The sequence below is a fragment of the Pullulanibacillus camelliae genome (genome assembly GCF_014642655.1).
Classification (GTDB): Bacteria; Bacillota; Bacilli; order Bacillales; family Sporolactobacillaceae; genus Pullulanibacillus; species Pullulanibacillus camelliae.
In genome coordinates this window covers 1-19515 of record NZ_BMIR01000014.1, presented here as the reverse complement: position 1 = coordinate 19515, position 19515 = coordinate 1, and the positions used below count along the sequence as shown (strand labels likewise).

The 19515-nt window shown below is 40.2% G+C and carries 29 protein-coding genes, 1 tRNA gene, 1 other RNA gene and 1 pseudogene; 24 read left to right on the top strand and 8 right to left on the bottom strand.

The features are described from left to right. The 5 genes from IEW82_RS13675 to IEW82_RS13655 all read left to right on the top strand — a co-directional run bounded on the left by IEW82_RS13675 (position 1) and on the right by IEW82_RS13655 (position 2735). Entirely contained in the window at positions 1 to 447 is a 447-nt protein-coding gene (locus IEW82_RS13675; RefSeq protein WP_188695338.1) for a DUF1617 family protein, read from the top strand. Beyond that, entirely contained in the window at positions 447 to 683 is a 237-nt protein-coding gene (locus IEW82_RS13670) for a hypothetical protein (RefSeq protein WP_188695336.1), read from the top strand. The genes IEW82_RS13675 and IEW82_RS13670 overlap by 1 nt, the downstream gene beginning before the upstream one ends. A gap of 62 nt (positions 684 to 745) precedes the next feature. Continuing rightward, a complete protein-coding gene (locus IEW82_RS13665; protein ID WP_188695332.1) occupies positions 746 to 1021 on the top strand; it encodes a hemolysin XhlA family protein in 276 nt (91 codons plus the stop codon). 16 nt (positions 1022 to 1037) lie between these two features. Next, positions 1038 to 2159, top strand: coding sequence for a LysM peptidoglycan-binding domain-containing protein (locus IEW82_RS13660; RefSeq protein WP_188695329.1), 1122 nt, complete (start codon positions 1038 to 1040; stop codon positions 2157 to 2159). 57 nt (positions 2160 to 2216) lie between these two features. Then, the gene (locus IEW82_RS13655; RefSeq protein ID WP_188695324.1) at positions 2217 to 2735 is read left to right on the top strand and encodes a phage holin, LLH family; all 519 of its coding nucleotides are present in this window, start codon (positions 2217 to 2219) and stop codon (positions 2733 to 2735) included. A 180-nt stretch (positions 2736 to 2915) separates the two neighbouring features. Here IEW82_RS13655 and IEW82_RS13650 read toward each other — a convergent pair whose 3' ends face one another. From IEW82_RS13650 to IEW82_RS13630, 5 genes are all read right to left on the bottom strand, one after another. Continuing rightward, entirely contained in the window at positions 2916 to 3245 is a 330-nt protein-coding gene (locus tag IEW82_RS13650; protein ID WP_188695322.1) for a YddF family protein, read from the bottom strand. Between the two features lie 44 nt (positions 3246 to 3289). Further along, positions 3290 to 3934 (bottom strand): hypothetical protein, encoded by a 645-nt coding sequence (locus IEW82_RS13645; RefSeq protein ID WP_188695319.1) that lies wholly within the window; start codon positions 3932 to 3934, stop codon positions 3290 to 3292. Between the two features lie 80 nt (positions 3935 to 4014). Beyond that, on the bottom strand, positions 4015 to 4176 hold the full coding sequence (locus tag IEW82_RS13640; protein WP_188695316.1) for a hypothetical protein: 162 nt from the start codon (positions 4174 to 4176) through the stop codon (positions 4015 to 4017). A gap of 83 nt (positions 4177 to 4259) precedes the next feature. Beyond that, positions 4260 to 4406, bottom strand: a complete 147-nt coding sequence (locus tag IEW82_RS13635; RefSeq protein WP_188695313.1) for a hypothetical protein — start codon at positions 4404 to 4406, stop codon at positions 4260 to 4262. A 10-nt stretch (positions 4407 to 4416) separates the two neighbouring features. After that, positions 4417 to 4824 carry a hypothetical protein gene (locus IEW82_RS13630; protein ID WP_188695310.1) on the bottom strand — a complete coding sequence of 136 codons (408 nt, stop codon included), beginning with the start codon at positions 4822 to 4824 and terminating at the stop codon, positions 4417 to 4419. A gap of 160 nt (positions 4825 to 4984) precedes the next feature. On the opposite strand from IEW82_RS13630, the gene IEW82_RS13625 reads away from it, so the two are divergent. The 3 genes and pseudogenes from IEW82_RS13625 to IEW82_RS20440 all read left to right on the top strand — a co-directional run. After that, positions 4985 to 5701: a helix-turn-helix domain-containing protein gene (locus IEW82_RS13625; RefSeq protein ID WP_188695307.1), complete on the top strand. Its 717-nt coding sequence runs from the start codon at positions 4985 to 4987 to the stop codon at positions 5699 to 5701. Positions 5702 to 5757: 56 nt separating this feature from the next. Beyond that, positions 5758 to 6228 carry a hypothetical protein gene (locus IEW82_RS13620; RefSeq protein WP_188695303.1) on the top strand — a complete coding sequence of 157 codons (471 nt, stop codon included), beginning with the start codon at positions 5758 to 5760 and terminating at the stop codon, positions 6226 to 6228. Between the two features lie 20 nt (positions 6229 to 6248). Next, positions 6249 to 6419, top strand: a pseudogene (locus tag IEW82_RS20440) (helix-turn-helix domain-containing protein); the annotation flags it as partial. On the opposite strand, the gene IEW82_RS13610 reads toward IEW82_RS20440, so the two are convergent. After that, positions 6416 to 6598, bottom strand: a complete 183-nt coding sequence (locus tag IEW82_RS13610; RefSeq protein ID WP_188695300.1) for an LYR motif-containing protein — start codon at positions 6596 to 6598, stop codon at positions 6416 to 6418. The pseudogene IEW82_RS20440 and the gene IEW82_RS13610 sit on opposite strands and share 4 nt — an antisense overlap. Positions 6599 to 6970: 372 nt before the next feature. Further along, positions 6971 to 7327, bottom strand: a complete 357-nt coding sequence (locus IEW82_RS13605) for a YhjD family protein (RefSeq protein WP_188695298.1) — start codon at positions 7325 to 7327, stop codon at positions 6971 to 6973. A 120-nt stretch (positions 7328 to 7447) separates the two neighbouring features. Between IEW82_RS13605 and IEW82_RS13600 the strand changes: the two genes are divergently transcribed. The 6 genes from IEW82_RS13600 to IEW82_RS13575 all read left to right on the top strand — a co-directional run bounded on the left by IEW82_RS13600 (position 7448) and on the right by IEW82_RS13575 (position 10860). Further along, positions 7448 to 7723, top strand: coding sequence for a YolD-like family protein (locus IEW82_RS13600; protein WP_188695295.1), 276 nt, complete (start codon positions 7448 to 7450; stop codon positions 7721 to 7723). Positions 7724 to 8088: 365 nt separating this feature from the next. Then, on the top strand, positions 8089 to 8814 hold the full coding sequence (locus tag IEW82_RS13595) for a glycerophosphodiester phosphodiesterase (RefSeq protein WP_188695292.1): 726 nt from the start codon (positions 8089 to 8091) through the stop codon (positions 8812 to 8814). Positions 8815 to 8893: 79 nt separating this feature from the next. Continuing rightward, the gene (gene sspK / locus IEW82_RS13590; RefSeq protein ID WP_188695289.1) at positions 8894 to 9055 is read left to right on the top strand and encodes a small acid-soluble spore protein K; all 162 of its coding nucleotides are present in this window, start codon (positions 8894 to 8896) and stop codon (positions 9053 to 9055) included. A gap of 14 nt (positions 9056 to 9069) precedes the next feature. Then, positions 9070 to 9243, top strand: coding sequence for a YpzG family protein (locus IEW82_RS13585; protein WP_188695286.1), 174 nt, complete (start codon positions 9070 to 9072; stop codon positions 9241 to 9243). A 77-nt stretch (positions 9244 to 9320) separates the two neighbouring features. Continuing rightward, the gene (locus IEW82_RS13580) at positions 9321 to 10115 is read left to right on the top strand and encodes an AAC(3) family N-acetyltransferase (protein ID WP_188695283.1); all 795 of its coding nucleotides are present in this window, start codon (positions 9321 to 9323) and stop codon (positions 10113 to 10115) included. Between the two features lie 103 nt (positions 10116 to 10218). Next, complete coding sequence (locus tag IEW82_RS13575; protein WP_188695596.1) at positions 10219 to 10860, top strand: Bax inhibitor-1/YccA family protein; 642 nt, start codon at positions 10219 to 10221, stop codon at positions 10858 to 10860. A 580-nt stretch (positions 10861 to 11440) separates the two neighbouring features. On the opposite strand, the gene IEW82_RS13570 is transcribed toward IEW82_RS13575, so the two are convergent. Beyond that, the gene (locus IEW82_RS13570; RefSeq protein WP_188695280.1) at positions 11441 to 11725 is read right to left on the bottom strand and encodes a hypothetical protein; all 285 of its coding nucleotides are present in this window, start codon (positions 11723 to 11725) and stop codon (positions 11441 to 11443) included. A gap of 261 nt (positions 11726 to 11986) precedes the next feature. Here IEW82_RS13570 and uraA point away from each other — a divergent pair, with 261 nt between their 5' ends. From uraA to IEW82_RS13520, 10 genes are all read left to right on the top strand, one after another. Continuing rightward, positions 11987 to 13261: a uracil permease gene (gene uraA / locus IEW82_RS13565; RefSeq protein ID WP_188695277.1), complete on the top strand. Its 1275-nt coding sequence runs from the start codon at positions 11987 to 11989 to the stop codon at positions 13259 to 13261. A gap of 100 nt (positions 13262 to 13361) precedes the next feature. Beyond that, positions 13362 to 13817 (top strand): tRNA adenosine(34) deaminase TadA, encoded by a 456-nt coding sequence (gene tadA, locus IEW82_RS13560; protein ID WP_188695275.1) that lies wholly within the window; start codon positions 13362 to 13364, stop codon positions 13815 to 13817. A gap of 60 nt (positions 13818 to 13877) precedes the next feature. Continuing rightward, a tRNA-Ser gene (locus tag IEW82_RS13555) sits at positions 13878 to 13970 on the top strand. Positions 13971 to 14337: 367 nt separating this feature from the next. Continuing rightward, positions 14338 to 15318: a DUF3231 family protein gene (locus tag IEW82_RS13550; RefSeq protein ID WP_188695271.1), complete on the top strand. Its 981-nt coding sequence runs from the start codon at positions 14338 to 14340 to the stop codon at positions 15316 to 15318. A gap of 84 nt (positions 15319 to 15402) precedes the next feature. Beyond that, an RNA gene (gene ffs, locus IEW82_RS13545) (signal recognition particle sRNA large type) lies at positions 15403 to 15668 on the top strand. A gap of 246 nt (positions 15669 to 15914) precedes the next feature. Further along, positions 15915 to 17633, top strand: coding sequence for a DNA polymerase III subunit gamma/tau (dnaX, locus tag IEW82_RS13540; RefSeq protein WP_188695268.1), 1719 nt, complete (start codon positions 15915 to 15917; stop codon positions 17631 to 17633). A 17-nt stretch (positions 17634 to 17650) separates the two neighbouring features. Further along, entirely contained in the window at positions 17651 to 17962 is a 312-nt protein-coding gene (locus IEW82_RS13535; protein WP_188695265.1) for a YbaB/EbfC family nucleoid-associated protein, read from the top strand. Positions 17963 to 17977: 15 nt separating this feature from the next. Beyond that, positions 17978 to 18574 carry a recombination mediator RecR gene (recR, locus tag IEW82_RS13530; protein WP_188695262.1) on the top strand — a complete coding sequence of 199 codons (597 nt, stop codon included), beginning with the start codon at positions 17978 to 17980 and terminating at the stop codon, positions 18572 to 18574. 58 nt (positions 18575 to 18632) lie between these two features. Continuing rightward, positions 18633 to 18854: a YaaL family protein gene (locus IEW82_RS13525; RefSeq protein ID WP_188695259.1), complete on the top strand. Its 222-nt coding sequence runs from the start codon at positions 18633 to 18635 to the stop codon at positions 18852 to 18854. Positions 18855 to 18914: 60 nt separating this feature from the next. After that, complete coding sequence (locus IEW82_RS13520; RefSeq protein WP_188695256.1) at positions 18915 to 19178, top strand: pro-sigmaK processing inhibitor BofA family protein; 264 nt, start codon at positions 18915 to 18917, stop codon at positions 19176 to 19178. Positions 19179 to 19515 lie beyond the last annotated feature (337 nt).

The following is a 19515-nucleotide window of genomic DNA, read 5'->3' as shown; positions in this document are numbered from 1 at the left end:
ATGAAAATCGAAATCGAAAACGGAAAATTACAACAGTCTATTGATTATTTATTTACTTTAAAATTATCGAGAAAACAATCTCGTGCCCGTAGGCATTTGATTGATCAACTCAAAGAGCGTAAAAAACGCGTGGATGCCGATCGGATGGAGCTTATCAATGAATATTCCAAAAAAGATTCGGAGGGAAATCCCGTCGTTGAGAATAACATTTATATCATGAAAGATCAGGAAGCATTTAACGAGGCCATTAATGAATTAAACGAAGAAAAAATGGTCATTGAGGGTGGAGATAACCGAGAGATGATTCGGACAGTTAGACGGGTGCTTAGAAAACTTATTGATGATGAAGTGGAGTATGAGGGCATTCCTAGCGAAACTTTTGATTATCTATGCGATCAATTTAAGGCCGATGAAGATAACGGCGGAGAAGAAGGAGAGGATAAATAATGGAATTTCAGCTTACCACAATCGGATTTAATTATTCCGACAGGTCCAAAGGTGACTATGACAGTGTGCGGTTAAATTTTAGGAGCACCGGAGGTACATTTGCAGTCAGTGGCTACATCGATATCACCAAGGACCAATATAAAGACGCTGCGGGTGATGTCGATAAATTTGCAGACCTTATCAAACAAGGTATTGTCACTGCGATTAATGGTGACGAGACAACCAAAGCCGAATAGGCTTATTTTTTATGGATTGAAAGTGTGAAAGGGGGCAGACGATGAGTGAGGAGAGGAATAGCATGGACCTAAAAGAATATACTCTAACTCAATTATCTAACGATGTTTCAGCATTAAAAAAAAGTGACGCAGAACAAAATGAAAAGATCAAGCAACTCGAACTCAACGATAAGCTCCAAGATCGTGATATTAATTTCTTGCAAAATAGCTTAAATGAGATCAATGAAAACACAAAATGGCTTAGAAGAATGTTTACAAAGACACTGGTGACTGGAATTATCGGTGTCTTTTTTACGGTCATCGGTGGATTGATCCTTTGGTATTTCACAACAAAATAAAAGGAGAGTGTTTGGATTGGCAAATTTGAAAGGTTTAGACGTATCTCATTGGCAAGGTGATATTGATTGGTCAGCCGTTAAAAAGGCTGGCTATTCTTTTGCATTCATTAAGTTAACCGAGGGTACAAGCTATGTAGACCCCAACGGTGTTAAAAACGTTCAGAGCGCTCAAAAGGCAGGTTTCATGGTTGGTGGCTATCACTTTTTCCACGGGGACGCTAAGGAGTCTGATCACTTCCGTTCAGTTGCTAAAGGTCTTGGGTTAGATTATGTCATTTTGGACAGTGAGGATACAAGCCTTGAGGGTGATCTTACAGCTGCTTCAGTATCCTTTCTTGATGCGGTTGCTGATCTAGGGGTTGCGGTTTTTTACAGCAATCCGTCCTATATCCACAAACACTATAATAAGGCGATTACTAAATATCCTCTTTGGATTGCACACTATGGAGTTAAAAATCCCGAGCTATATCTGTGGGAGGATTGGGATGCTTGGCAGTATGATGACAAAGGTAAGGTACCAGGTATTTCAGGAAATGTCGATCTCAATTACATGAAGGAATCCTTTGGTATCCAACAACTGTCAGAGGTGAAAAAGGACAAGCCAAAGTCTAAACCTAAGCCAGCACCTAAAAAATCTAGCGGCGGCACTTACACCGTTAAGGCAGGGGACTCCCTGAGTGTCATTGGAGCTGATCTAGGTGTTGACTGGCATGAGATCGCCAAGCTCAATAATATTAAGGGTCCTGACTATGTTATCCAGACTGGACAAAAGCTCAAGCTCCCAGGTGGCGCCAAAAAAAGCAAGCCTAGGTCCAACGGAGGCACTTATACTGTTAAGTCAGGTGATACCCTGTCTGAGATCGGTGCTGATCTCAATGTTGACTGGCACGATATTGCAAGCCTTAATGGGATTAAAGGACCTAAGTATATCATTCAAACGGGTCAAAAACTTAAGTTACCTAGCGGCGCAAAGCAGTCCGCAAAATCCAAAGCTAAATATCACACTGTTGTATCGGGAGACACAGCTTGGGGTATCGCACAGGCCAATCATACGACCGTGGCGGCGCTCGAAAAACTTAATCCATCCATCAAGGACATGAGCATCATTAAGCCAGGTCAAAAAATCAGAGTTAAATAATACACATCCTTTTCCGGGTGTGTATTTTTTATAAAAAAAATTAAGGGAGAGATTAATTTGGAAACACATGTATTGGAATATGTATGGAGTGCCATTGGAGTTTTTGTTACTGGACTATTAGGATATGCGATTAAATCTGCGGTTAAGTTTATTGTTGAGAAAAATCTTGAAACATTGGCAGGACGTGCTGTGCACTTCGTTGAGGAAACGTTTAAAGACATGGGTGGACAGGAGAAGTTTAAAAAGGCTGCAGAGTGGTTGGCCAAAGAAATTAACACTAATTTCGGTCGATTTTTCCGCAAGAAAATTACCGCTGAAAAAATCGAAGCCCTAGTGCAGTCGGCAGTTAATAAGATGCGTCAGGATGTTAAGCAGGACCTTAACAGTAATGCAGATTTATATCTCCCCGCGCGGGCTGGTGGGGAAGTAAGGGTAAATACAGAAGATAATAAAGAGGATAACGAAGCACCTCAACCTGATACCGTCCCTGCGAACGTCTCTGATATGACCACTGATCAGCTTAAGCAAGTGATCGCCGATGCGATAAAAGCAGAACAACCGAATAAATCAGCATAATCAAAAGCCCTCATGTCCTTTAGTGGATATGAGGGCTTTTTTGTATTGACAGTGATAATTTATCATGCTATTCTTAATTCAAGCTTTTTTCTCGCCTCCTGAGGGCGAGTGGTTTGAAACATTGTTATTTTTATCCGCATCAAAAACCGTCTTAGCTCACTGCTTTGGCGGTTTTTGATTTTACCGCATCGTTAGCAGTTGCCATTTGTAACCGATCGCCTCGATTTCTTCTATGGACAAAACTTTTCCTTCGGGCGGGCGACCGTTGAGCTTAAACACAAGCGCCTGTTGTCCGGGTTGTTGCTCAAACATTTGCCGATGGACTGGCACATCCACACCCAGCAAGGCTGTCATGATCTGTGCGGTAGACTCATGTCCAATGGCACTATCTAGTCCACTTGCGCTATCGACTAGAGCCTTAGCATCCTCCAATGTGATGGTGCGTAGAGTAAAGTCTCCGTCTGCCGTTAGAATTGATGTGTTAAGTAGAGCTAATGGTAATTTCTTCATTTTATCCTCCTGCGTTTAAAGACCGCCGTCTATTAATTTTTTATTCAATCATTTACGCTAATGCCCTCTAAAGTAAATCGCTCGTTTGAATCAAAAAACTTAACAATTCTCTCGTGCTCTTCCTTGTTTTTTGGGGCTATGATTTTATACTTTTCGTAATCATAGGATGTTTTACCCCACCTTTCATCGAGTTTGGAAATATGAAACTCGTGTATACCATTGCCATAGGCGTTTATGGTTTCCTTTATTAGATAGCTGACTTCCGGTTCCCCGCTTTTTTGCCACTCTCTCAATTTTACAATTTCTTCGACAAAGGGATAAAACGAGGTACTTTCGTCTGTACCAATCTCTACCTTTCCGGAGCCCCGCTCATCGTCATAGTCAAACCAAAACTCACCTGATATAACTACAACGTGATTACTGCATGTCGTCCATTTAAAATAAAAATCACACCAACTTGACTCTCCTGGTAATTCGGGTACTCCAGCATCTAATTTTAGCTCTAGATGAGATTCACTTCCGGGATTTAGTTCATCCGTCAACTTTAAGTCGACGGACATTGCGCCCCCGAAACCAAAATGTGGATAGATTGCGTCAAATCTTGTTAACTCAAAGTGTTTGGATAGATTGTCAATCATCACTCCAGCATCGTAAAAATTTTTGAACGTATGAATAGTTTTCATTTCCATTTTTTAAACATCCTTTCTAGCGTCGGTCGCTACCCTGTATTTTTTTTTTGATAATTCCCGGATTAATACCGGGGGGAATACTAACCAATTAACTTAAAATCGTTATGATCGATATCCTCAAAACCTTGTTCTTCGATAAATTTGTTCTTGTCGAAGTCTATTAAATTCAAGACTTCCTCAATTGTGATCGAGTGGTTGACTAAAACCTCAGCCACCAAAATATCTTCATAATAAAGTTTCACTTTATTCACCCCCCTTTCTTTGGTGGGTTATCTTAACCCTTGATTAAATTATAACCCAAATGTATATACAAGTCAATACATTTTTATTTTTCTTCGTTTTTATTTATATAATCCGCAATCCACTTACGGATTAACAAAGAAGGGTTTTGAGCATTTTTATCAGCGATTTTATAAAATTTATCGCGAATTTCCTCTTCTATTCTTACGATGATATTTTTGGTTTTTTTCATGTTTACCCTCCTAAAATGCAGATAGTACCTCGACTTCGGTAACGTTTTTAATGCTACCATTTTGAATTTTGATATAACGGCGCTGGCCACCATCACAAACATCATATAATCCATCGGTTAGTGTGTAAATGCGATTGGGATAATCCTCAGAAAAATCGTCAACAAATTCGCGGTCGAATTTGTAAGTTGCGTGTCTGCCAACAATTTTAGCTACCCAAGACTTATGGTTACGGCTACCCATTTTGATTGTAAGAACAGTTTTCGCAGATTTAATAGATTTACTCACTTTAATATATCCTTCCTTTACAGCTCTCCAGGCCAATTTAAGAGCCATTTTAAGATAATCTTTTACTTTACCTCCGAAGTTTTGTTGTCCGTGTCGCGCCATTTTCCAAGCAAGTTCCATGATTTCTTTCATTTTTTTATCCTCCTGATCTTTTTTATACTCTTATTATAACCAGTTTGTATATACTTGTCAATACATATTTTAAAATTTTTATATTGTTTACATGCGCTAACGCATATGTTATATTAAGGACAAAACATGCGCTAACGCATATAAAAGGAGAGATAAAAAAATGTTGGATACTATTATCGGAGTGGACAAGGCAGCTGAGCTGTTAGGGTTAACACCTGGAACGGTCAAAAATTATTGCTCTGAAGGAAAATTAAATGCAACAAAGGTCGGCAACACGTGGATATTAGATAAGAGTGATCTTAGGATTAATGTGAAAAGAAAAAGAGAGCTCAAAGGTTTAAACGACCTATTTTTTAATGGGCGCAGGCTTAAAAGCATGACAAGTGTATCAGCTGATGTTGACAACAAAAATAGATACTCCGCACATTTTATGGATGTTAATCCTAGCCCAAGGGATAATGTCAACCACTATAAAGTGACGTGGGATTTGACCTATTTTCTTACGGCAGAATCCCAGCAGGACTTTGAGTGGGGTAGACCTCATTTCTTGTCGATGGATAAGGATCCAGAAACCACTATTAGTTATTTTTCCAAATTTACAACCTATGACAAAGAGATTTCTATAGGAGGTCAACATTTAAAAATTATAAACAGACCCGTCAGCTTATCTTCTGGCGTCGAATACTGGGCAGGGGCAATAGATGGAGAGGGTAATGCTTATAAGCTGTTTTGGAATGTCGCCAACATGATCGACCCGTATAAAATTGAGATGATTAATGATCAAAAGCTATACTGTCACAAATGTTTAAAACCATGGGCATCACACGATACAAAATGCGTAGATGAGGATGGCCATGAATATAAACTCAATAAATAAAAGGGAATCTTAATAAGTTTTGGGTACCAAAATCCGTTTGTATATGAGGTGATGTTGTGGGATTTGTCGATCTAAAAGATAAAAGATTTGGCCGCCTGGTTGTCGTAGAAAAGTTAGACATCCGAAAGCAAAGGCGTGTTGTTTGGAGATGCAAGTGTGATTGTGGCAATTACGTTGATGTCATGAGCACTTATCTAACAACCGGGCAAACAAAGTCGTGTGGATGTCTAAAAAAAGAAAAAGAACGTAAGAATCTACGTGAATCCTATGATAACAAACGCGTTGATGGTGTTGTTAAGCCACTATATAAGGGACAAGAGCCACGTAAGGATAGCTCCACGGGATTTAGGGGGGTCGCCAAATACTACACGCGCAAATCAAAAGAATTGAGATATCGTGCGTGGATCACCGTCAAGGGCAAGAAGTATTATAAATCAGGTTTTAAAACGGCCGAGGATGCCTATTATAATGGCCGTTTAAAATTAGAAGAATTGCATTTACCAAAGGAGGATAAAAATGAACCATAATGAAATAAAAACTTGGCTTAACCATAACTGATCTATCCAAGCAACTAGGATATAAGACTGCACACGGTTACTATTACATGGAGCATGGCCGTAATCAAATATCGGCAAATAAGCTTGCGGAGATCGCTGAAGTCCTCGGTGTTGAGATTATGGACCTATATAAGTGGGTAAATAAAAAAGGCCCTTCTTAGTCGAAAGGCCCTAATCGCTCTTTGCGTTCTTCAAGTAGCTTTTTAAATTCCTTAATATCCTCAAGGGTAGCGTGCTTACGGATAAAGCTGCGTGCCCTGGAACGATCGCTAAGATACTTTGCACGCTCTTTATTTTTAGCCTGCCATTTCTTATTTGCTTCGGTCTGATTTTTCGTCATCCATTAATCGCTCCTTTTCCTTTTTTAAATTCCCTTTAATTCCGAGCAACACTAATTTCCATGCACTGAGAACGACAGCGATCAACAGAATGATCAGGAATAATATTTTCATTATTTATGTGTTATACTTAGGACGAGAGAGGGGATTAACCTCCCCTTCTCATCTTTCTTATTTCTTGCCTTAGTTTCTTGTTTTCTAACCTTGACTTTTGGATGGATAGCCAAAGTTTATAGATGGTTAGAATCGAGATGACTAAGGCAATTATTTTTTCTAAGTATCCCACTCGTTCACCTCCTTTCTATGCTTTTATTATACTACGCATAGTATATAAAGTCAAGAGATTATAGTAAAAATTTTATAAAAAATAGCCCTTAATCGGGAATATGCGATATTGGAAACAGACTAATGATCTTATTCTCAACCCAAGCAGAGGCTAAGGATGGATGATAGATGATTTTATGTTCCCAACCTCGGACCCAAGCCTCATATGATAACTCACCCTTACGGTAAAACCTCATATTTTGTTTAAATACTTCGGTTTTGGTATCCCTTAACTCATCTTTTAATTGTTTGAGCGTTTGCTCTAGGAGCAGGCGGTATGGGCTTTTAAATTTTAATTTACTGGTCTCCAGCTGCTTGAGATCATTTTCGATGACCCTGATTGTCAATGGCAGCAATACGTAGTTTTGGATTAGATTATCCTCATCCTTGGTTAAATATATGGACATATTTCCACCTCATAATAAAAATATATGTTCGCATTATATAACAAAAAGGCTTGAAATGCGAATAAACGTTTGTATATAATGGTTGTAATGAATGAATATTCTTATTAGGAGGGGTTTTAAGTGACAGCAGTACCAAAGCCAACAAAAACTAAAAAGAGTAATAAAACTGCAGGACCACAATTGACAGAAGATGATCTTATCGAGATCGGAGAAAGACTTGCTGAAGCTTATGAATATAAAACAACTATTACTATCACCACATTCTTTAGAAAGAAATACGAAACATTTACGGGCATTATAAAAGGTGTAAATCCCGAGACAAAGATGATCTCTTTTGACGTAGGTGAATTAGACCCGATAAAAATAAACGCAAACATAATTGTAGATGTTAAATGATTTCAGTTCCCCCTCATTCGAGGGGGGATTTTTATTTGTGTTTAATAAAATCTAAATTGATTATAATAGTTAAATGCATGGTCATAATTTGGTCATAACTTAATTAAATTAAGATAAATCATAATAAACATTTTTAGATATTTTTCACCTAAAATATGTTTAATAATCTAATATTAAATTAAGATAAACCTCATTAAAGTGCTATTTTACGGTTTCCTAAACCATGCGTCGGAGGTTCGAATCCTCTCGGGGCCGCCATCATTTAATAAACGGACAACAAGACAAGGGGAATGCACCTTGTTTTTTTTTATAATGTTAGAATTTATAACTTTGCGCATATAAACTAAGGAAAGGATGAGGAAAAGGTGAAGATACAAGCCTTAGCGCATAGAGGCTATCCTGTGAAATATCCCGAGAATACATTAGCTTCCTATCGCGCAGCCTATGAGCTGGGATTTAGTCATTTAGAGATCGATGTCCATTTAAGTAAAGATGGAATTCCAGTTCTCATGCATGATACAAAAATAAATCGAACCACAAATGGTCAAGGATATATTAAGGATTTTACACTTAAAGAGTTGAAGTGTTTGGATGCAGGTGAAGAAGAGACTATTCCAACCCTGAAAGAAGCGCTAGAATTTGCCAAGGGTAGAATGTTCGTGAGCATTGAATTAAAACAACAGGGCGATCTTTATCCAGGTTTAGAGGAAAAGGCATTACAGGTGATTCAAGAAATGGACATGCTAGATCAAGTATACGTTAATTCCTTTGATCATTATGCAGTAATGAGGATGCGTCAGCTTTCTGATGATATTGATTTGGGCATCATTCAGCATGGGGCTTCACCTGCTGTCCTTCCTTTTATGAAGAAGATTCGAGCCCATTATTTGTCCCTGCGTGTTGAATATTTGACAGGGGGTTATGTTGAAGCTTGTCATGAGGCGGGGGCACGTATTGTTGTATGGCCTGTCGATACAGAGGAACAATTTCTAAAAGTCCTTCAACATCCGTCAGTATTGAGCACGACCAATCAATTAGAACGGTTTAAATCATTATATGAACAGTATGTTATCCAGAAAGAAGAAAGTTAAAAGTGGTAAAAAGCTACAGCATACAGGCGATTGTTTTATTTCATACTAAGACTACCCCAATGAAAGGTGGTTAGGAAGCGTGGTTGATCCTGGAGAAAAACGTTACCCAGTTCAGAATGAAAATTCGATTCAGCCTAGGGCGAAGGACGAATATTCCCCAAAAAGAGCAAACGGGCAAACAAAAGATCATCCGATGGAACGGATGCTGATGTCTAATCAACGGCACCAACATGAAGAATAATCGGAGGGATTCTTATGGGTAAAAGGAAGCAAAGTAGTAAATTCGCTTCAGAATCTAAATCAGATATTTTCCAATCACCACATGCGAATCCAAAACACGCCTCACATCAAGTGAATGGGGAGACGGAAGCGAACCTGCATACACAAATGACGCAGATTCAGACAAGAAAACGCGTTCCGTTTCAATAACGAGAAGGAAGCCTACAGGGGCTTCCTTTTTACATAGGTATGCTAAAATGAGGGTAAGGAGAGAAAGGGGTGGGACGATGAGTGAAGCTGATCTTATCAAACAGATGCAGATTCCCGTCACAAAAAGATCTTTAGTTCGTGATTTAAGACAGCTCGGCTTGGAGTCAGGGATGACGGTGATCGTCCATTCTTCACTTAAAAGTATTGGCTGGATTTGTGGCGGTGAGGTTGCGGTTGTTCAAGCTTTGTTGGATGTGTTAACGGAAAAAGGGACGCTGGTTATGCCAACACATTCAGCCAATCTTTCGGATCCAAAACACTGGGAAAATCCTGCTGTTCCTGAACAGTGGCAAAGAACGATTAAAGAAGAAATGCCTGCCTACGATCCGAAGGTTACCCCTACCTTTTTTATGGGGAGAATTGTTGAAGTCTTTCGGTGCTTTCCAGGTGTGATTCGTAGTGATCACCCGACAGAATCCTTTGCGGCTTGGGGACATAGGAAAAGTGAGATTATTGCCCACCATTCGCTTGATTTTGGCTTAGGAGAGGCCTCCCCTTTAGCGAGACTATATGACCTTGAAGCGAAGGTACTATTGATCGGTGTTGGCTATGAAAATAATACTTCCATGCATTTGGCTGAATATCGTGCTGGCGGAACCATCACTGAAAATGCCAGTCCAATTTTTATTAACGATCAGCGAGAATGGACAACCTATAAAGACTTAGACTATCAGGATGAATACTTTGAGGAAATTGGTGCACGGTTTGAAAAAAAGCATCCTGTTAATAATGGAAAAATAGGACAGGCGCATGCCAAGCTGATCGACCAAAGAGCTTTAGTGGATTTTACAACAGAGTGGTTTAAAAAATGATAAGATGATAGGCATGTTGAAACCTTGGACACATACAATCGTATTAACATGTAAACATATTCAAGTGAATCTTTATTTCGAAAGGTAGGAAAACACATACATGATGAACGAAACAGTTGTTAGTTCCTCACATAAACCCTATGCCAAGTTATTTGCTGCACTTTTTTCAGGATTAATTGTTGCCACCATTGGTTTATATGCTGGACAATTTGTGCCAAGAGCTTTATTTTTCCCATTAGCTATTGTTGAAATCATCATGCTCTTCATGATGATCTTTGCAAGAAAAAGAAAATCCATGGGCTACTTAATGATGTATGCTTTCATGCTGATTTCTGGATTAACATTGTATCCAGCGATTAGTTACTATGTAAGTGCGCTTGGAGCAGACGTCGTGCTTAGGGCCGCAGGGATCACAGCTATTGCTTTTGGTGGAACGGCTCTTTATGCTGTGATTTCAAAAAGGGATTTCCGTTTTCTAGGTAGCTTCCTTTTTATCTCCGTTCTCGCGCTTTTAGCCATGGGCATTTTACAGATTTTCTTCCCTGTTTCGGGGACTGCCCAGTTAATTTATTCTGCTTTCGGCATCTTTATCTTTATCGGCTATACGCTTTATGATTTCAGCCGCCTGACGATCAATGGATTTACAGATCGAGACATTCCGATGATTGTTGTCAGTATTTATTTAGACATTGTTAACCTCTTTTTGTATATCCTGCGCTTTATTGGGGTGTTGAATGACGATTAAAAAATAGACCATCCTGAGGAGTTACCTCTTCAGGATGTTTTTTTTTTAAGAAAAGAAAATATAAAATTTCTGGTCATGAGGACGGTGCGCGATTCCGCTTCGGGCAGCTCGCTTTCCGCGGGGGAGTGGTAAGCCTCCTCGCGCTGCTAAGGTCTTACCGCTCTCTCACTTCCCGCAGGAGTCTCGCGCCTTGCGCTCCATTCCACTTGACCAGGCAATGAAGCCTCTTTCATATATCATGATGCTCTGTACCAAGCCAAGGACCGGGCATGCTCTTCGTCCGGTTTTTCTTAAAAGATCACAAAGTATAAAATTTTTGGTCATGAGGACGGTGCGCGATTCCGCTCCAGGCAGCTCGCTTTCCTCATGCCCACTCGATGTGGGTAGGGTCGGCGTTCGACGCACCATCGGGGTCCCCGAAAAGTGTTCTTTACTTTTTCAGGGGCCTGAGGTGCGAGCTTCGGTGTTATCACATGGATGTGATGTTTTTAGCCGATCGTCCTTAGCGGCTCAGCTCATTTTGGAATAGTTTTATCTGTGTTCCAAAGTATTTATGATTAAAAAACCCCTGTTCCTGCGTCTACTTGTACCGCTTCGTAGTCCGCTTTCTTGGAACAACTCGAGGTTTATCGTGAAGTAATGCTGGTTCCGTTCCCGTAGGAGTCTCCATATTTCGACTACGCTTCCCGTTTCCCTGGCTACGTATCGTTCGGTATGAGGGTGATTTCTTTTTGTTTTGTCTCACTCTCTTTATCTTGGTTAGCTCATTTTTAATGATCAAGGCACCTTTAACAGGAATGATTAAACGACCCTTTGTCTCCAATGTGACCATCGCTTCAAGGTCATTTATTGTGTTAGCCTTCAACTAAATGCTTCCTTAAGGGGAGCCGGTCAGTGGGTGTTGTCCTCATTCCTTGATCGCTCATTTTAATCATTCTCCGTTGAGACATTAAAGCAGCCTTTAAGTCTATAGGAGAGTCGTGGCAAAATAGGGAGCCTCTTGAAGCTGTCAGAAAAAATATTAGGAAAAAGCACAGAATGGTGTCGATAACTGTTATAGATTAAGCTATAATAACAAAGATATATTTTTGTACATACTTAGTATTGTGGAGGAAGGAGTCCTGTCATGAAGCAGCGCACGATTCAAGTGGATGAACGTCCACCATTGGCACAGAGCTTGCCATTAAGTTTTCAGCACTTATTTGCCATGTTCGGTTCCACTGTTCTTGTTCCTATCTTATTTCATGTTGATCCAGCAACTATTTTATTAATGAATGGTATTGGCACGCTCTTATATCTATTTATAACTAAAGGTAAGATCCCGGCGTATTTAGGCTCTAGCTTTGCTTTTATTTCTCCGGTCACAGCGGTGCTTGCGGATAAAGGATATTCATCCGCATTAGGAGGATTTATAGCAGTTGGAATTGTTTTTATCCTCATTGCCTTAATTATCCGTTTTGCGGGAATTGGCTGGCTTGATGTTGTCTTTCCTCCTGCTGCCATGGGGGCCATTGTAGCAGTCATTGGCTTGGAACTTGTACCAACAGCAGCGGGCATGGCAGGAATAATCTCTGATGGTTCTGCAAATTGGCAGCCTAATACGACGAATATTACTGTTTCTATTTTAACACTTGTGATTACGATTATTGGTTGGGTCATGTTTCGCGGCTTTTTGAAGATCATTCCAATTTTAATGGGGATTATCATTGGCTATATCATTGCGGCGATTGCCGGTATTGTTGATTTTTCAGGTGTTCGGGATGCAGCTTGGATTTCACTCCCTCATTTTTATGCCCCTCATTTTGATCTAGGCAGTATGATCATGATTTTACCTGCAGCCTTTGTCGTTTTAGCTGAACATATCGGACACCTTGTTGTTACAGGCAACATTGTTAAAAAGGATTTAACAAAGGACCCGGGGCTAGGACGTTCTATCTTAGGAAATGGGATCTCGACCATTATTTCTGGCTTTGTGGGATCAACGCCAAATACTACTTATGGTGAAAATATTGGCGTGCTGGCGATTACACGCGTGTATTCGACATGGGTGATTGGTGGAGCAGCTATCTTTGCTATTTTACTTTCCTTCATTGGTAAATTAGCTGCCTTGATTTCAGCTATCCCGCAGCCGGTTATGGGTGGTGTCTCATTGCTCTTGTACGGTGTCATTGCGGTGTCTGGTTTACGCATGCTTGTAGAGGCGAAAATTGACTATAGTCGCTCACAGAATTTGATTTTGACCTGTATTGTTCTTGTCATTGGTTTGAGCGGCGCGACCATTAATATTGGGAAAGTTTCGCTATCGGGTATGGGTTTAGCAACAGTGGTTGCGATTATCTTAAGTTTGTTTTTTAAGGTGATCAACGTCCTTCGTCTATCTAATGATGGGGATGAGGCTTAAATAAAAGAGGCATTCGGGCCTCTTTTTGCCTTTAAAGTCGCTATGATGAGGAAAGGAAAAATTTCCTTTACACTATTAATGCAGGAATAGAGGAAAAGCAATGCAGCATGAAGATTTTATGAAACTAGCCCTTGAAGAGGCTGACAAAGCCGAACAATTAATGGAAGTACCGATTGGTGCGGTAATCATTAAGGATGGAGAGGTGATTGCGCAGGCTCATAACTTACGAGAAACATCCCAGCAGCCATTAGCCCATGCGGAATGCTTAGCCATCGAACGTGCCAGTAAAGCGCTTGGCACTTGGCGCTTATCAGGGTGTACGCTTTATGTCACCTTGGAGCCCTGTCCGATGTGTGCGGGAGCTATATTACAATCGCGTATTGATACATTGATTTATGGCGCATCAGACCCTAAAGCAGGCTGTGCCGGGACATTAATGAATCTGCTAGCTGATCCACGTTTTAATCATCAAACTGAAGTGATCCCAGGGATATTAAAAGAAGAATGTGGAAGTAAGCTCACGCGTTTCTTTAGACGCTTACGACAAAAATCTTAAATAGCAGTCTCCGTTGAAAAGGATTAAGAGATATGCTAATATATATAGTGTCGTTCATTTGGAGGCGTACCCAAGTCCGGCTGAAGGGGACTGACTCGAAATCAGTTAGGGCGTTCACGCGCCGCGGGGGTTCGAATCCTCTCGCCTCCGCCATACATAATTTTGTAATATAACCTTCCTTGTTCTCTGGGAGGGTTTTTTGTTGCTTAAAAATGGCTATTGTAAAAGAATGAACGCTGGTTTTAGCTGTGCATGCTTGGTAGCTAATAATATTTATACGATTTTTTCTTAAATTGAATAGCAAGACTAATGAATATGATGATGAAAATATAGCTCAGTTTTTAATAGGGGAGTTTAGGCACCGCCAGTCATCTCTTATTTAGGGGATAACATTAGCACAGATTTAAAAAATTACAGTGGCTATAGCTTTTAAATGAATAAGGGTACCTATAGGGGTGCATAAATGCAAGGAAAAAAGGGCAATCTTTTTTTACAGATATTAGTAAGGAGGAAGGGGTCAATGCCGAAACATCCCAAAATGAGTGCTTCGGAATTGGGAGCATTGTGGGTGACTTATCAAAAAAAAACAATGATTTTACGGCTGTTGGAGCTATTTATAGAAAAAGCAGATGATCCTAGAGGAAAGGACCTAATGACTGGATTGTGGAAGAAGCTCCGCCTTAAAGTCGTTGAGATAGAAAAACTATTCGAAGCTGAGGGGGCGATTGCCCCGAAAGGATTTACACAAGAAGATATCTATTTGGATGTGCCAAAACTGTTTGCTGATCATTTTGATGTAATGCTTTGTCGCATATTAAAGGAAATAAGTATGGGAATGTATGTCTTACACCTTACTATTTCTTATCGTGAGGATATTATTAAGCTTTATCAAGAACTTTCTATGCTCACACAAACTTATTATTATTATTTTACTCAATATCTCCTGGAAAAAGGCGCTCTTCTCCATCCTAATCATGCCCCTATGCCGACATCCTACGATATTATCACCTCAAGGGATTACATGAAAGGAACCAATTTTTTTGGTCACAAACGCCCTTTAAACGCTGTCGAGTATGGACTCCTTTACCATTCTATTGAAACCAATATCATTGGTAAATGGCTCATGACAGGTTTTGCACAGTGTGCAAAGGATGATGCCGCTAAGAAGTATTTTAAAAAAGGACAAGAGCTGTCCGACAAAATATTGAAGGACACCCTGGAGGTCCTGATGGAGTATGAACTTCAGCCCACGACACTTGGTGGAACTGTCACACTTTCTACAGAAGCGCCATTTTCCGATAAACTTATGATGTTTTGTAGCTTCCTTCTATGTAGTTTTAGTCTTGGTGGTCAGGGATTTAGCACCAGCTTTAACTTTCGGAATGATTTAGATATTAAAACAGTGTTATTTGGTAAAGATATTTATACTTTTACGCGGGATGGTGTGTCCCTCATGATGTCTAAGGGTTGGTTAGAGGAACCACCTAGTATGGTTCATTAACATAAGACATGCTTTTAAAAAAGGGAAAAAGAGGGATCTGAGTGAGATTGACAGTTCCTTTTTTTTTCGTTACAATAAAGTCTATCGTGCTAAGCGGGGAGGTAGCGGTGCCCTGTACTCGCAATCCGCTATAGCGAGGCCGAATCCCTTCTTGAGGTTTTGACATTGTAAGGTCAGCCTTAAGTAAGTAGTGTTGACATTCGGGTCCTGCGCAACGAAAACTCATGAACCCTGTCAGGTCCGGAAGGAAGCAGCAGTAAGTGAGACCTTTCGTGTGCCGCGGGGCAGCCTGGATCGAGCTAACTGCTTAAGAAGCGCTTATGATGTTGGGATCGACGGAAGGTGCACGATATACATAAAGAAGAAACGACACGTCAGCATAAGTTGGCGTTTTTTTTTGCTATCGATTTTTCAGGCGGATGAAAGCTTGAAGACATATTTGTTGATAAGCCTACATAGTTGAGGTGTTGGCAGGGCGAGTACAGGTTGAGTTTGCCTTATTTTTCATTAAGCTATTATTCGCCACTTTCCCTTCCTACACTGAACGAGTATAATGGAAACATAAGATCAATGAATACTCTATGGGTTGTGATAGCATGGGTTACCAAGCGCTCTATCGAGTTTGGCGCCCCCAGCAATTTAAAGATATGGCCGGACAAGAACATATAACGCAGACCTTGCAGAATGCCCTGGTAAAGGAAAAGTTCTCTCATGCTTACCTTTTTAGCGGCCCAAGGGGAACTGGAAAGACAAGTGTTGCCAAAATCATCGCTAAGGCCATTAACTGTGAAGAGGCACCTACACGGGAACCATGTAATGTATGTGCAATGTGTAAAGGAATAACTGACGGCAGTATTTCTGATGTGATTGAAATCGATGCCGCTTCGAATAATGGTGTCGATGAGATCCGGGAAATTAGAGACAATGTAAAGTATGCGCCAACAGCAGCGCGTTATAAGGTCTATATCATAGACGAAGTGCATATGCTTTCTCAGGGTGCGTTTAATGCCCTTTTAAAAACATTAGAAGAGCCTCCTAAACATGTTATTTTTATTTTAGCCACAACCGAACCCCACAAGATCCCTTTAACAATAGTATCGAGATGCCAACGCTTCGATTTCAAAAGGATTGCCAATGATTCCATCATTAATCGCCTGAAATTTATTGTGGATCAAGAAGGACTGGCAGTTGAAGACGATGCTTTGGCCCTTGTTGCGAGAGCGAGTGAAGGGGGAATGCGTGATGCTTTAAGCATTTTAGACCAGGCATCTGCATACGGTGGTGAGTCTATTGGTGTCGATGATGTGTTAGATGTGACAGGTATGGCATCAGAGGAAACGATGGCAAGGCTGATCAATGCCTTACTATCTAAAAATGTCACAGAGGCCATTCAGCTTATTAATACCCTTTTCACACAAGGGAAGGACCCGAGTAAGTTTGTTGAGGATTTAATTTTTTACTGTCGGGATTTGCTGTTGTATAAAGCATCTCCTAATCTCGAAGATTTGACAGAAAGAGCGCAATCAGGTGCGGCGTTTACTGAATTAGCTGATAATGTACCTGTTGATGTCCTTTACGATTTTATCCATCAATTGAGTCAAACCCAACAAGAAATGAAATGGACAAGTCATCCTCGTGTTTTTTTAGAGGTTGTCATGGTAAAATTATGTCGGGTTCATACAAATGAAAAAAGGATAGCCACTGCTCCTGAAGCGGATGGATTGAAACAAAATAGTGAGCTGATACGTAGAATTGAACAGCTTGAAGAAAAGCTTAAAACCATAGGGACACCCCAAGCAGAGACACCTTCTCATTCCAATGAACGACGGCCGGCAAAACGAGTGGCTTCTTCTGGAAAAGGGTTAGCGCTACAGATGGGGGCCATGAAAAAAGTGTTGTCGGAAGCAACCAAATCGGATTTGCAGGCATTGCGCGCTTCTTGGGCGGATGTCATGGAAAAAGTGAGACAAACGCATGTGGCTGCCCACGCTTGGTTGCTAGAAAGCAAGCCTGTGGCGAGCTCTAGTGGGGCATTCCTCCAAGCCTTTAAGTATGATTTTCATTGTCAAATGGTTTTGGAAAATAAGAATAACGTGTTACAAATGGTTGAAGACATCCTTAGTGAGGTTGTCGGTGTTCGAAAAAAAATGTATCCTATTCCAATAAAGGCATGGGAAGATTTAAGAGAAGAGTTTATCAAAGAAAAAGATACAAGTGATGACCCAGATGAAGAAATCCAGCAACCGGAAGAGGATCCATTAATCACCGAAGCGGAAAAATTAGTTGGACCTGATTTATTAGAGATTAAGGAATAAAAAAGGAGGAAGTTAGAATGAAGGGTAATATGAATAACATGATGAAGCAAATGCAAAAAATGCAAAAAAAGATGATGCAAGCACAAGAGGAATTAAAAGACGAAATTGTTGAAGGCACAGCAGGTGGTGGCGTAGTCACTGTCAAATGCAACGGACATAAAGAAGTGACAGAAGTCCTTATAAAGGAAGAAGCTGTCGACCCTGATGATATTGATATGCTACAGGATTTAGTTTTAGCGGCTGTAAATGAAGCCTTGAAAAACGCTGATGAGCTAACCAATAGTCGTATGGGTCAGTTTACCAAAGGATTGAATTTGCCAGGTTTTTAAGGAGGCACTTTACCCATGCACTATCCGGAGCCGATTGCGAAGTTGATAGATAGCTTTATGAAATTGCCAGGCATTGGGCCGAAAACAGCGGTTCGACTGGCTTTTTTCGTTATAGATATGAAAGATGATGACGTCATGGATTTTGGCCGAGCTTTGGTCAACGTGAAGCGTCAGCTCGTCTACTGTTCTGAATGTCAAAATATCAGTGATCATGATCCTTGTTATATTTGTGGGGATACATCCAGAGATCGTACAACAATCTGCGTTGTACAAGAACCAAGAGATGTGATTGCGATGGAGAAGATGCGAGATTATCGCGGATTGTATCATGTCTTACATGGCGCCATTTCCCCTGTTGATGGTGTTGGGCCTGAGGATATTAAGGTCGCTGAGCTGATCAAACGCCTGCAAAACGAAGAGGTGCAGGAAGTGATTTTAGCGACTAATCCAACGATTGAAGGGGAAGCTACAGCTATGTATATTTCTCGTTTAATAAAGCCGGCAGGGGTGAAAACCTCGCGCATTGCTCATGGCTTACCTGTAGGCGGCGACTTGGAATATGCGGATGAGGTCACGTTATCTAGGGCATTAGAGGGGCGGCGTGAGCTTTAACTTAATACCTTCTTAAAAATACCCTTATAATTTCGTGCGTACAAGGGAGAGAGCGACTATGTTCAACCGAAAGGCTAAACTTCGCCAAGAATTAGATGATCATTTGGTTGATGTGTTAACCCAATGTAAAAATCAATGGCTGAGTCAGAAGCGTATCATAGAAGGAAGTATTGAACCTTCTGAAGAAGTCCTTCATCAATTGCGTTTATCTGAGGCAAAATATTTATTTTTACTAAAAGAGGCACGTCAGAAGAAAATGCAAATGAAACACCAAAAATAGTTCTAAATCAAACAAGCCCTCCGTAAACTAATGATGAAGAGTTTTTTGGGGGGTGTTTGTTTGAATCCTATTGTTATTATTTCAGTGATTGTTGGGATTATTTTATTCTTACTTTTGTTTGGCGCTTCATTTAAACCTGTACGTTTTATAGGACAAGCTTGTATAAAGCTTGTAATAGGCGCGCTTTTCTTGTTCCTGCTCAATACCTTCGGAACGGCCATTAATCTTCATATTCCTATCAATGCCATTACGACAGTTGTTTCTGGCTTTCTTGGTATTCCAGGTGTTGTGGCAATGGTCATTATCAAATATATCGTTATCTAAATGCATCTGGTACTTGTCTTGAAACGATGATGTTTTCGTGTTAATATTAGATTTACTACGTTATGAAGACGAGTGATATAATTTAATTTTTATTTTAAAAAAGTTATTGACTCTTCTTTGTGTAGGTGGTATCATATAAAAGTTGTCGCTTTAGGATACTAAGGTTATCAAGAAAAACTATTGACAACTAATTTTGTACCTGATATATTAATTAAGCTGTCGTTGAAAAACGGCGCGATCGTTCTTTTAAAACTGAACAAAAGCCAAGCGCAAAAAGGGAAACCTTTTAAATGACGCCAAGATTTAACTTTTAACCATAAGGTTGATGAGTGATCAT